The 13,473-nt window shown below is 32.1% G+C and carries 11 protein-coding genes and 2 rRNA genes; 1 reads left to right on the top strand and 12 read right to left on the bottom strand.

Features of this window, described 5'->3' with window-relative positions; translation table 4 throughout:
- Window positions 1–84: 84 nt before the first annotated feature.
- The 12 genes from F795_RS0101390 to infC all read right to left on the bottom strand — a co-directional run bounded on the left by F795_RS0101390 (window position 85) and on the right by infC (window position 12,389).
- Window positions 85–2,981: ribosomal RNA gene (locus tag F795_RS0101390) — 23S ribosomal RNA — on the bottom strand.
- Window positions 2,982–3,218: 237 nt separating this feature from the next.
- Window positions 3,219–4,736 (bottom strand): 16S ribosomal RNA (locus F795_RS0101385).
- The 16S and 23S rRNA genes sit together here, the layout of an rRNA operon.
- Window positions 4,737–5,095: 359 nt before the next feature.
- Window positions 5,096–5,563 (bottom strand): transcription elongation factor GreA, encoded by a 468-nt coding sequence (gene greA, locus F795_RS0101375; protein ID WP_022935952.1) that lies wholly within the window; start codon window positions 5,561–5,563, stop codon window positions 5,096–5,098.
- A 1-nt stretch (window position 5,564) separates the two neighbouring features.
- On the bottom strand, window positions 5,565–6,266 hold the full coding sequence (locus tag F795_RS0101370; RefSeq protein WP_022935951.1) for a BC85_0335 family putative methyltransferase: 702 nt from the start codon (window positions 6,264–6,266) through the stop codon (window positions 5,565–5,567).
- The gene (locus tag F795_RS0101365; RefSeq protein ID WP_022935950.1) at window positions 6,266–6,703 is read right to left on the bottom strand and encodes a hypothetical protein; all 438 of its coding nucleotides are present in this window, start codon (window positions 6,701–6,703) and stop codon (window positions 6,266–6,268) included. Before F795_RS0101365 ends, F795_RS0101370 begins: the two co-directional genes overlap by 1 nt.
- Window position 6,704: 1 nt before the next feature.
- Window positions 6,705–7,130, bottom strand: a complete 426-nt coding sequence (gene ruvX, locus F795_RS0101360) for a Holliday junction resolvase RuvX (RefSeq protein ID WP_022935949.1) — start codon at window positions 7,128–7,130, stop codon at window positions 6,705–6,707.
- Entirely contained in the window at window positions 7,123–9,789 is a 2,667-nt protein-coding gene (gene alaS / locus F795_RS06420) for an alanine--tRNA ligase (RefSeq protein WP_022935948.1), read from the bottom strand. The genes ruvX and alaS overlap by 8 nt, the downstream gene beginning before the upstream one ends.
- Window positions 9,790–9,825: 36 nt before the next feature.
- The gene (mnmA, locus tag F795_RS0101350) at window positions 9,826–10,944 is read right to left on the bottom strand and encodes a tRNA 2-thiouridine(34) synthase MnmA (RefSeq protein ID WP_022935947.1); all 1,119 of its coding nucleotides are present in this window, start codon (window positions 10,942–10,944) and stop codon (window positions 9,826–9,828) included.
- Window positions 10,945–10,950: 6 nt separating this feature from the next.
- Complete coding sequence (locus F795_RS06415; protein ID WP_022935946.1) at window positions 10,951–11,145, bottom strand: DUF4177 domain-containing protein; 195 nt, start codon at window positions 11,143–11,145, stop codon at window positions 10,951–10,953.
- A gap of 73 nt (window positions 11,146–11,218) precedes the next feature.
- Entirely contained in the window at window positions 11,219–11,596 is a 378-nt protein-coding gene (rplT, locus tag F795_RS0101340) for a 50S ribosomal protein L20 (protein ID WP_027120252.1), read from the bottom strand.
- Window positions 11,597–11,620: 24 nt separating this feature from the next.
- Window positions 11,621–11,809, bottom strand: a complete 189-nt coding sequence (gene rpmI, locus F795_RS0101335) for a 50S ribosomal protein L35 (protein ID WP_022935944.1) — start codon at window positions 11,807–11,809, stop codon at window positions 11,621–11,623.
- A complete protein-coding gene (gene infC, locus F795_RS0101330) occupies window positions 11,790–12,389 on the bottom strand; it encodes a translation initiation factor IF-3 (protein ID WP_084254393.1) in 600 nt (199 codons plus the stop codon). Before infC ends, rpmI begins: the two co-directional genes overlap by 20 nt.
- A gap of 369 nt (window positions 12,390–12,758) precedes the next feature.
- Here infC and F795_RS03660 point away from each other — a divergent pair, with 369 nt between their 5' ends.
- A complete protein-coding gene (locus F795_RS03660; protein ID WP_022935943.1) occupies window positions 12,759–13,238 on the top strand; it encodes a hypothetical protein in 480 nt (159 codons plus the stop codon).
- Window positions 13,239–13,473 lie beyond the last annotated feature (235 nt).

The raw sequence follows: 13,473 nt of genomic DNA, 5'->3' as shown, positions 1-13,473 counted from the left end.
TTAAATAAAAAAATACCCGAAGGTATTTTTTGTTTATTCTCTGAAAACTGAATTAGACTTAATTTAAATCACTTCTATAGAACAACTATTAAATCGTTCAATTTATTAGTACTGGTCAGCTGAATACATTACTGTACTTACACCTCCAGCCTATCAACCTCATAGTCTATAAGGAATTTAAAGGGAATATTCATCTTTGAGGGGGCTTCCCGCTTAGATGCTTTCAGCGGTTATCCCGTCCAAACTTGGCTACCCAGCTATGCTCTTGGCAGAACAACTGGAACACCATCGGTTTGTCCATCCTGGTCCTCTCGTACTAAGGACAGCTCTCATCAATATTCCAACGCCCACATCAGATAGGAACCAAACTGTCTCACGACGTTTTGAACCCAGCTCGCGTACCGCTTTAATCGCCGAACAGGCGAACCCTTGGAACCGACTCCAGCTCCAGGATGCGATGAGCCGACATCGAGGTGCCAAACCTTCCCGTCGATGTGATCTCTTGGGAAAGATAAGCCTGTTATCCCCGGGGTAGCTTTTATCCGTTGAGCGACGGCCTTTCCACGAAGAACCGCCGGATCACTAAGTCCTGCTTTCGCACCTGCTCGACTTGTAAGTCTCACAGTCAATCACACTTCTACCTTTATGCTCTTTAATACGGTTTCTGACCGTACTGAGTGTAACTTTGAACGCCTCCGTTACCCTTTGGGAGGCGACCGCCCCAGTCAAACTACCCACCACACACTGTCCTCTTGCCAGATAATGGCAACAAGTTAGAAGTTCAATGTAACAAGGGTGGTATTTCAACGTCGACTCCATAGGGACTAGCGTCCCTACTTCAAAGTCTCCCACCTATCCTACACAAGTTAAATCAAACTCCAATATGAAGTTATAGTAAAGCTCCACGGGGTCTTTTCGTCTAGATGCGGGTATGCGGCGTCTTCGCCGCAACCATAATTTCACCGAGTCCAATGTTGAGACAGTTAAGAGATAATTACTCCTTTCGTGCAGGTCAGTATTTAGCCGACAAGGAATTTCGCTACCTTAGGACCGTTATAGTTACGGCCGCCGTTCACCCGGGCTTCACATCAACGCTTCGCATTGCTAACGCCTTTGCTTAACCTTCGGGCACTGGGCAGGAGTCACCCCATATACATTGTCTTGCGACTTAGCATAGAGCTGTGTTTTTGGTAAACAGTTCCCCCTTACTCTTCACTGCGGCCTATGTGTTACCATAGGCACCCCTTCTCGCTAACTTACGGGGTTAATTTGCAGAGTTCCTTAACATTGGTTTTCTCGCTCGCCTTAGAATACTCATCTTGGGGACGTGTGTTCGTTCTCGGTACGGGTTCATAAAATTTATAGTTAGAAGCTTTTTTAAGAAGCATGAAATCATCTAATTTGCTACTTGGTTACCCTTTCACTATGCATCGCATCTCCCGGTTAAGCGCTGCGGATTTGCCTACAACGCCCAGTTGATACTTACCCCACAATCCAGTAAGTGGTAAGACTATCCTTCTCCGTCACTCCATCACATTTTACTCAGTACAGGAATATTAACCTGTTGTCCATCGGCTACACCTTTCGGTCTCGTCTTAGGTCCCGACTAACCCTGGGTGGACGAACCTTGCCCAGGAAACCTTCCCCAATAGGCGTCAAAGATTCTCACTTTGAATCGTTACTCATACCGGCATTCTCACTTCTAAGCGCTCCACTAGTCCTTACGGTCTAGCTTCAAGGCCCTTAGAACGCTCCTCTAACGCATCACTGCCCGTAGCTTCGGTATTGTGTTTTAGTCCCGTTGAATTATCGGCACAGAATCTCTCGACTAGTGAGCTATTACGCACTCTTTAAACGATGGCTGCTTCTGAGCCAACATCCTAGCTGTTTAAGAAACTCCACAACCTTTCTCACTTAACACAATTTTGGGACCTTAGCTGACGATCTGGGTTGTTTCCCTCGCGTGCATCGACGTTATCACCGATGTACCGACTGCATAATAATACATGGCAGTATTCGGAGTTTGATTATAGTCAGTACGACTAGGCGTCGCCATTCCATATTCAGTGCTCTACCCCCACCACTTAACATTACACGCTAGCCCTAAAGCTATTTCGAGGAGAACCAGCTATCTCCAAGTTCGATTGGAATTTCACCCCTACCCACAAGTCATCCGGGCACCTTTCAGCGTACTGCGGTTCGGTCCTCCACTTAGTATTACCTAAGCTTCAACCTGCTCATGGGTAGATCACCTGGTTTCGGGTCTATATCAACATACTAAAGCGCCCTATTAAGACTCGATTTCTCTACGGCTTCGCTTTAATCCACTTAACCTCGCATGTTGACATAACTCGCCGGTCCATTCTGCAAGATGTACGCCATCACCCATTAACGGGCTCTGACTAATTGTAAGTAATTGGTTTCAGAATCTATTTCACTCCCCTCCCGGGGTTCTTTTCACCTTTCCCTCACGGTACTAGTTCACTATCGGTGTCTGGTTAGTATTTAGCCTTACCGGGTGGTCCCGGCGGATTCAGACAGGGTTTCACGTGCCCCGCCCTACTCAGGATACTACTAGAAGATTTACACATTTCGCTTACGGGAATTTCACCCTCTATGTTAAAGCATTCCAACTCATTCTGCTATATGTAAATATTTGTCAAACTTCATTAAGTAGTCCTACAACCCCAACAACAAGTGTTGGTTTAGGCTTTTCCCCGTTCGCTCGCCACTACTAGGGGAATCATTCTTTATTTTCTCTTCCTGCTGCTACTGAGATGTTTCAATTCACAGCGTGTCTCGTCATTCGGCTATGGATTCACCGATTATGACAATTAGGCATTACCCTAATTAGGTTTCCCCATTCGGAAATCTCCGTCTAAATGCTCATTTCCAGCTAAACGAAGCTTATCGCAGGTAATCACGTCCTTCATCGACTTCCAGACCCAAGGCATCCACCAAAAACTCTTGCTTATTTAATAGTTATATATTTTAATTACGTATAAGTATTTTTGACCTATTGTTTTGTTTTTGTATTTGTCTCTATATTTTTGAATATTCTATAGGTTGATCTAAATTTTTGAATATTAATATTTTAATTTTCAATGTCTAATTCAGTTTTCAAAGAATAAATGAGAGATAGTTCTCTCAAAACTGGATACGAATATTGGGCCATTAACTATTTATGAAGTATGGATAACTTCAATTGTACTCCGTAGAAAGGAGGTAATCCATCCCCACGTTCTCGTAGGGATACCTTGTTACGACTTCACCCCAGTCACCAGTCCTACCTTAGGCAGTCGCCTCCGAGGTTAGCAAACCGACTTTGGGTATTACCAGCTCCCATGGTGTGACGGGCGGTGTGTACAAGACCCGAGAACGTATTCACCGCAGCGTAGCTGATCTGCGATTACTAGCGATTCCGACTTCATGAAGTCGAATTGCAGACTTCAATCCGAACTGAGATCGGCTTTTTGAGATTTGCTCCATGTCGCCATATTGCTTCTCTTTGTACCGACCATTGTAGCACGTGTGTAGCCCCACTCGTAAGAGGCATGATGATTTGACGTCATCCCCACCTTCCTCCCGGTTACCCAGGCAGTATCTCTAGAGTCCTCGACATGACTCGTTAGTAACTAAAGATAGGGGTTGCGCTCGTTGCAGGACTTGACCAAACATCTCACGACACGAGCTGACGACAACCATGCACCATCTGTCACCCTGTTAACCTCTACTATATCTCTATAGCTTTGCAGGGGATGTCAAGAGTGGGTAAGGTTCTCCGCGTATCTTCAAATTAAACCACATGCTCCACCGCTTGTGCGGGTCCCCGTCAATTCCTTTAAGTTTCACTCTTGCGAGCATACTACTCAGGCGGATCATTTAATGCGTTAGCTGCGTCAGTAGTTTTCCACCGACTAATGATCATCGTTTACAGCGTGGACTACCAGGGTATCTAATCCTGTTTGCTCCCCACGCTTTCGTCCCTCAGCGTCAGTATAGACCCAGTAAGCTGCCTTCGCCTTTGGTGTTCTTCCATATATCTACGCATTTCACCGCTCCACATGGAATTCCGCTTACCTCTATCTAACTCTAGTTTACCAGTATCCAAAGCGAGCCAGGGTTGAGCCCTGGGATTTGACTCCAGACTTAATAAACAGCCTACGAACGCTTTACGCCCAATAATTCCGGATAACGCTTGCGACCTATGTATTACCGCGGCTGCTGGCACATAGTTAGCCATCGCTTTCTAACAAGGTACCGTCAGATTAGAAGCATTTCCTCAACTAACTGTTCTTCCCTTGCAACAGCACTTTACAACCCGAGGGCCTTCATCGTGCACGCTGTGTCGCTCCATCAAGCTTTCGCTCATTGTGGAATATTCCCTACTGCTGCCTCCCGTAGGAGTTTGGGCCGTATCTCAGTCCCAATGTGGCCGTTCAGTCTCTCGACCCGGCTAAACATCATAGCCTTGGTGGGCCATTACCTCACCAACTAGCTAATGTTCCGCACCCTCATCTCTTAGCGGAGCAAACGCTCCTTTCACAACGAAGTCATGCGACTTCATGCGTATCCGGCATTAACCAATGTTTCCATTAGGTATTCCAATCTAAAAGGTAGATTAAGCACGTGTTACTCACCCATTCGCCGCTAAAGTATTGCTACTTCCGCTCGACATGCATGTATTAGGCACACAGCCAGCGTTCATCCTGAGCCAGGATCAAACTCTTAAAATTTGTTTTGTTTTTGTTTTTTTCGTATTATCTGAAATTGACGTTAATGGTATTCGTATCCAGTTTTCAAAGAACTATTTTAGCTTATAAATGCATAAGCAAATAACTATTATACATACTTTAAAAAAATGTGCACAAAAAAATAGAAAAATTTATTTAAAGATTTTTGTGTCGATTTAAAAGAAATATTAATTAATTATTTGTAATTTTTATAAGCCCTATATTAAACAATTAATATAGCAATAGATATGATACACTATAAATAAAAAAATGTTTAAAAAAAATAAAAAATTTTTATTAAAACATAAAAAGATAAAAAAACACAAATAAGTCTTAATAAAACAAATTTGTGTTTTTAATAATTATTTAATGCTTAGAATCTTAATTTTGTATTTCTTAGGAGCTTCAACTTCAACGACATCTTCTACTTTTCTTCCTATTAAAGCACGCACTAAAGGTGAAGTGTTTGAAATTTTTCCCGAAAAAGGATCTGCATCTAAAGAACCAACAATAATAATTTTTGAAATTTTATCATCATTTAAAGAAATAATATCAACAGTTGAACCTAAATGTACTGTTGCACTAGAAGCTGCTTTAATAATTTCATAGTTTTCTAAAATGTGTTGAATTTCTAAAATTTCGTTTTCAATTGCTGCTTGCTTATCACGAGCAGAGTCATATTCAGCATTTTCAGATAAGTCACCTTGATTTCTAGCTTCTTTAATTTCTTCAATAACTTGAGGTCTAGCAACTTCTTGAAGGAATTTTAATCGTTCAGTATATTGTGCATAACTTTCTTGTGTTAAATAAATTTTTTCCTTTTTAGCCATTTTAATCTCCTTGCATTAATAATTTATCGTGTAAATTATCTTTTGCTAATAAAATAAAGTTTCGTTTATTAAAACTTATTGTTTCATATCTAATATTTTCAATATTTTTTAATTCCTTAATATCTTTTAAAGAATTATATTCCAAAACTAGCATTGTGTTTAATTTGAAATTGTTTAGATATTTGTTTACGATATCTATTATATTAGAATAATCACTTAATGATATTAAAATATCATATTTTTGTTTTTCATCTAGAATAGTATCTTTTATGTTTAAATTAGAAAGATCTATTTCAGTATTATTTTTAATTTCAGTTAATTTACTTTCAAAATTTTTATTTTTTTCTAAATTAACATCCTTTGATAATAATATAGATAAAGAAATAGCTAAATAATCATTTTTATCTAATAAATAAATACTTTGATATTTGTTGACAAAAATTGTATTAACTAGAAAAGCAACTAATAAATCATCAACTAAAGGTGTTGAATAATATTTTTTAATACCTTCTAGTACTATTCCGTAATTAGGATTTTTTGCTGCAAAAGCTTTTAATTGCTTTTCATTATCTAAAAGATAATGTTTCTTAAGAATTTTTTTTCTAATTGCTACAGTTATAAAAAATGTAACAACTATGACTACTAAAACAATAAGTGCAGAAATACCTAGAATTAATTTTAATTTTGGATTTAATTTTTGCATTATTCTTGATCTTCTTCTTCATCATCTTCATAAATAAGTTCATTATAAAGATCTTTTAAAGTTTTTGTTTTGCTATTTAAACAATATATTTTGTTTACATCTAAAAATTCTTCTAATACGTCTGAAAGTATTTCTGCTTCTTTATCGTCATCAATTAAAGTAGTTTCTTCTGAATCATCTCTCTTTTTAAGAAAAGCAAACATATCAATACCATCTGTTGTACAAATATATTGAGTGTCTCCTTCTTTAATTACTAAAATAATATAAAAGTTAACTTTTTCATGATCTACAGTTTCAACAATAATTTTTCTTTCTTCTGTATAAATGTCTAAAACATCACTGGTTTTAGCTTCTAAAAATTCTTTTTTAGCAGATTGTTTTAGTTCTTCTAAATTATTAGTGCTTTTAGATTTACTGTTAGTTTTTGGTGTTTTCATTTTATTTCCTTTCTAAATAAGATTCTAAAATTAGTTGTGCTGCTAAAGAGTCTTTCTTTTGCTTGCGTTTTTGCTTAGAATAATTTGCTTGCATTAAAATATTTTCAGCATTAATTGTACTTTGCCTTTCATCTTGATAAATAATAGGCAATGTAATTTCTTTTTCTAACATTAATTTAAAATTTTCAACCATTAATGTTCTTTCACTTTTAGATAAATCCATTCTTAGAGGATAACCTAAAATAATTGCATCAATTTTGTTTTTATAATCTGGTAAATTTAAATATTCTTTAACTTTATTAATAACTTCAGAAAATTTTCTTTCTTTAAAGAAAAAGTTTTCTAAGCCTGTTGAAATAATTCCTAATTCATCAGAAATTGCAAAGCCACAAGTTTTAGTGCCTAAATCTAGACAAAGTTTACGCATTTAATTCCTTTTTAATTGCTTCAATTAATTTTTCTTCAGTATCTTTAAAATTAATTGAACCTTGACAAATTAAATTATTTCCGCCACCTTTGCCTTCAAACTTACTTGTAAGTTTATCAAAGTATTTTTTAGCATCATAATCTTTTGCTCCAATTGTTAAATAATAATTGCTTTCTAACTTAGCAAAACCAATAATTACAAATGAAGGGTTTTGTTCTCTTAATAATAAGCATGCTTTACGTAAAACATTCAAATTATTTTCGCTTATTATATAGTAGTTAATATTTTTAATTTTAATTGGTACATATTTTGCAAGATCAACATCTTTATTTTGCGATTCTTTTAAAAGTTTTTTATAATCTTCTCTAATATCGTTTTCTTTAACTAATAAAGAAGTTAAATATTCTTCTTTTTCTTTATTAGATTTAGCTACTATTTTATTAAGTTTATAAACATAAGATTTGTTTAATTCTTTATTTTTAGCAATTAGTGATTCAATAAGTTGAAGTTCTTTATTAATTTCTTCATCTAAAAATTTAGCCACAGCTTCTTTAGTAGTAATTGCTCTTAAACGATAGATTCCTGTTCCTTTAGAATCAACTGAAGTAATTTTGAAATCTTCAATATCGCTAGTATTTTTAACGTGAGTTCCACCACATAAATCTAATGTAATATTACCAAACTTAACAACTCTTACGCAATTAGCATCATGGTATTCACTTTCATCAATGGTCATTCAAGCCCCCATTTGTTCGGCTTTTTTGATTGAAGTAATTATATATTCACGATTAACTTTTTGATTTATTATTTCTCTCATCTTAGTTTCAATAGCACTAATTTCTTCTTTAGTAGGTTTATGATCAATACCAAAGTCAAAAGTAAAGTGATCATAAGATATATTAGAACCTAATTGATCAATTCTATCATTTGGATATATTTTTCTAAGTACTGAATACATTAAGTGAGTTGAAGAGTGTCCCCTAGCAAAACCAGCACGTTTAGTTGCATCAACAAAACATTTAATAGGTAAAGATTTATCAATCTTTCCTTTTACTTTATGAATATAGTTTCAATGTTTGTCTTTAAAAACATCAAGTACTTCAATTTTTTCTTTACCTTGTAGCATATAACCTAAATCATGGTTTTGTCCACCACTAGTTGCATAAAAAGGAGTTTTTTCTAAAACTAAATATGAAATATCATTCTTTGAAGTTTTTGAAAGTTCTTTTTCTTCATTTAGTAAATATAAAATTTTAGTTTCGTTTTCTAAAAAATCATATCCAATAAATTCAGAAACTAAATCAGGAATTAAAGTTAATGAATTAATAACTTTAGCCATACCAACTTCAACATTTCCCCGAGATATATCTTGGTGTTTTTTGATTAAATCTTGAAATTGTTGATTAGTTCAATTTCATTTGATATTTTTTTCTTTTAAAATCTCTTCTGTAAGTTCAATAGGAAAGCCATAAGTATCAAACATTTTAAATGCTATATCAACATTAACTGAACCATGCTTTTTAATTTCTTGTTCAAGTAGTTTTTCACCTTCTTGAATAGTTTTAGCAAATAGTTCTTCTTCATCTTTAATTATTTTAGAAACTTTTTTAACATCAATATCATAAATAAGTGAGTCTTTAACTATTTTAGTTAATTTATATAAGAAACTTTTTTCTTTAATTCCAAGTGAAATACCTGCACGATAAGATCTTCTTATTAATCTTCTTATAATATAACCACGTCCGACATTTGAAGGACTAACGCCATCATTAATAGCATTAACTGAAGCTCTAATATGATCAGCTATTATTTTAAAGTATGTATTAATTTTGGCTTGTTTAGGTTCTTTGGTAAAGTAGTTATTAATGTCATATTTATACTTAGTAAGTTTTTCAACTTCATGAATTATTGGTAAAAATAAGTCTGTGTCAAAGTTAGTAGGAGCATCTTGAAAAATTGCAGTAATTCTTTCTAAGCCTGCACCAGTATCAATATTTTTAGTAGCAAGTTCAGTGTAATTATTTTGCCCATCATTATTAAATTGAGAAAATACAATATTTCAAATTTCAATATAACGATCATTTTCCAAATCGTTAACTAAAAGTTCAATACCTCTTTTATCATATTTTTCACCACGATCATAAAATATTTCCGTATCTGGTCCACAAGGCCCTTCACCAACGTCTCAAAAGTTAGTATCACGACTACCTTTTATTAAATGTTCTTTAGCAATTCCACAACTTATTCATTTATTATAAGTATCTAAGTCTTCTGAATAATAAGTAATATAAATTCTTTCTTTAGCTAATTTTAAAACATCAAAAATAAATTCGTAAGCAAATTCAATAGCTTCATTTTTAAAGTAATCGCCAATTGAAAAGTTACCTAACATTTCAAAAAATGTATGGTGTCTTGCTGTAAGCCCAACATTATCAATGTCATTTGTGCGAATTGATTTTTGAGAGTTTGTTATTCTCTTACATGGCGGAATTTTTTTACCACTAAAAAAATCTTTTAAAGTAGCCACACCTGAATTTATTCACAAAAGTGATGGGTCATTATGTGGAATTAAAGATTTAGATTCTACAACTAAGTGATTTTTAGATTTAAAAAAATCTAATCACATTTGTCTAATTTCTTTTGAAGTTTTAGATATCATTTGTTTCTCCTTTAATAATTAATAACAATTAATAAATTATATATAAGTTTTTTCTTTACCATCATAAAATACTTTATCTATAATAGCCCCTAAGATAACTTTGTCTTTTTCGTATACTACAACTTGTTGCCCAGGGGTAATAGCTTCTAAGTAATCATATTTTATAAGAACTTTATTATTGTCTAGAATTTCTAAGTCAATTTTAATATCTTTTTGTCTATATCTAAATTTAGCAGTTAAATTATTTTTATCAAAATTGGTTTCTAAAAAATTTGTATTAATAGCAACTAATGAATTTGAAAGTAAATATTCTTTATTGCGTTCATTAGCAACATACAAGATTCTATCTTTTAAATTATGTCCTACTACAAAATAAGGCAAGGCATATCCGCCTAAATTAAGCCCTTTTCTTTGTCCGATTGTATAATACATGGCTCCGATATGTTTACCAACTACTTTATTAGTTGCAATGTCAATTATATTTCCGGGCTTTGAAGGAATATAATTTTCAAGAAACTCAGTAAATTTTCTTTCGCCAATAAAACAAATCCCTGTAGAATCTTTTTTATTTGCAATGGACAATCCTAATTTGTTAGCTATTAATCTAACTTCTTTTTTAGTTATTGAATCTAATGGAAAAATTACTTTTTCTAATTGTTTATTAGAAAGTTGCGCTAAAAAATAAGATTGATCTTTAGTATCATCAAATGCTTTATATAATTTGCAATCTTTAGTTTTAGCATAGTGTCCTGTAGCAATATAATCTGCATTTAATTTATTAAATGCAAAGTCAGCAAATTTTGCAAATTTAATATATTTATTGCAAAAAATATCTGGATTAGGTGTTCTTCCTTTTTTATATTCTTCAATTAGATAACTAAAAACATCATCTCAATATTCTTTGACAAAATCAACTCTATGTAATTCTATGCCAAAAAATTTTGCAACATCTTTTGCATCTTCATAATCTTTTTCTTGTGGGCATTGATCATCAAAACTAGTTTTATTACCTAAAAAATCATTGTTAAGAAATGAATCTCAATTTCTCATAAAAAGGCCAATTACTTCATAACCTTTATTTTTTAATAAATAACAACTAATAGCTGAATCTATTCCACCGCTTAGTCCAATAACTACTCTTTTTTTTCTTTCCATATTTTTTTAAATTAATTTTCTTTCGTATGTAACCATTAATAATGCTTTGAAATTAACTCAATAAGTAACAGCCACTACTCTTCAACCTTTAGCAGCTTCTTCATTAACATTTTCATTAAAATGTTGAGAGTTCTTATATTCAACACATTTATATTCATATTCTTGTTTATACATTTTATCAATATCTTCTGGTCTGTACATAATAGTTCCTTAATAAATAATTTTATTTAATTAAAATAAAAAACTTACATACATTGAATGTAAGTTTTAATTATTATTTAAGTTCTGCTTTCTTTTGCACTAAAGCTTTTTTTGCTTTTTCAACAATTTGATTAAACACTGTTGGTTGATTAATTGCAAGTTCAGATAACATTTTACGGTTAATAAGAATGTTAGCTTTTTTAAGTCCTTCAATTAATCTTGAATATGTAACACCTAATGGTCTTACAGCAGCATTAATTCTAGCTATTCACAATTTTCTGAATTCTCTTTTAATTTGTTTACGATCTCTAAAAGCATAAGTTCATGATTTTACAACTTGTTGTTTAGCAACTTTGTAACCAATTGATTTATGTCCTCAATAACCTTTTGCAAGTTTTAATCATTTATTACGTCTTCTTCTTGTAACTATTCCGCCTTTTGTACGCATAATAATTCCTTTCTATCTATAAACTAATTAAATTAGTTCCTTATATCTTTTAAAATCTGAATGTGATAATTCTGATGATTTACGTGAGTGACGCTTTTGTTTTGTTGATTTGTTTTGTGCTAAATGTGATCTATAAGCATTGCCTCTTTTAACTTTACCATTCGCTGTAATTTTTACTCTTTTTTTAATGGCACTTTTAGTCTTCATTTTTGGCATTGTCTTCTCCTTCTTTAATTTTGTCTTCATCTTCTTTATTAGAATTATTAAAAGACTTAACTTTTTTACTATCTTTTTCAATAAACATATCTAAGAATTTGTCATTAACCATCATTGCAGGTTTAGTAATTTTTGCAACATCTTCAACCATCGCAAAAAACTTATCAAGAATTTCAGTTCCTAATTCAGTTCTAGTTTTTTCACGTCCTCTAAATTTAACTGAAACTTTTACTCTAGCATTATCTAAAATAAATTCTCTAGCTTTTTTAGCTTTGGTTTTTAAGTCGTGATCGCCAATTAATGGGGTTAATCTAATTTCACGATTGGTTGTTTGACTTTGTTTTTCTTTATTTAGTTTATTTTTTTTCTTTTTATCATATTTAAATTTACCATAGTCCATAATTCTTGTGATTGGACGATTATTATCTAAAGCAATTAAAACTAAATCCATATTACTTTCTTTAGCTTTTTCAATTGCTTCAGTTTTTAACATAACACCTATTTTTTCTCCATTTTCATCAATAACAAATACTTTATTGTATGGAATTCTTTCATTAACAATGTGTTCTGCTTTTGGCAATTTACTATTTATATTTGAATTTTGTTGTATAACTTTCTCCTTAAAATAAAAAGTGGTTTTAACAAAATCCACTTCTCTAATTAACTACAAAAAATAATAATATTAGTTATTTTTCTTTACTGTAGCAACCCAACAATTTACTCATTTAGGTGAGAAATGAATCTTCTTTCTGCTATTTAAAGCGAATTTATTATAACATAATATTTTTATATATCTCTAAATATTTTAGGTTTTTACTAAATGAATAAAAAGTTGGGAATTTTAAAAATATATACTTATATATAATATATATAAGTATCGAAAAATAAAAGTCTCAAATTAATAACATTTTTATGTTTTTGAATGAAAATTATTTCAAAGAGGTAAAAAATGAAAGATCATAATAAAAAACAACCAATTAAGAATCTTGGTGATATAATAAGAAAAAATACTATTTCGAAAAAAGATTTTATTTCAAGAATTTCACAATATAAAAATGTTAAATATTTTGAAATGGTTTTCAAGAAAGAAAAAGAAAATTTATATTTTTGTGCAGTATGCAATGTGGAGGATTTTAAAGAAGATATGCCTAAAAAACCATTTGATCCAGATCAATTCGCTAAAGATTTAATTTTAAATGTTAAGGTAATGATTCAAAATGAAATCTTCCCTATACTTGAAAAAATAGAAAATAGATTAGATAAAATTGAAGCTAGACTAGATAAAGTTGAAGCTAGACTAGATAAAGTTGAAGCTAGATTAGATAAAGTTGAAAAAGATATTACTGAAATTAAAAAAGATGTTGCTATGCTAAAATCATTTCACATTAAAGACATTGAAGAATATAATAAAAATATGGCCAATAATTAGAGCCATAGCTTGAATGAAGTATGAAGTGCAATACTTGTTGCTTACAACTTTATTCTATTACAAACAAATTAAAATATTAAAAAATTGCAAACGAAAAATTGCAATTTTTTAATTGCTGTATTTTTGGTTATGGTTTTCTATATTACAATGATTCTATGGTTTTATTATAAGCATCAACATATAGTTCTTCAGCTGATTTATAGTTTAAAGTTTTTCTTAGTCTTTTATTTATTAG

It is taken from the genome of Metamycoplasma orale ATCC 23714 (assembly GCF_000420105.1).
Classification (GTDB): domain Bacteria; phylum Bacillota_I; class Bacilli_A; order Mycoplasmatales; family Metamycoplasmataceae; genus Metamycoplasma; species Metamycoplasma orale.
The sequence above is the reverse complement of the archived record's forward strand: the minus strand, read 5'-3'. Positions and strand labels throughout refer to the sequence as shown.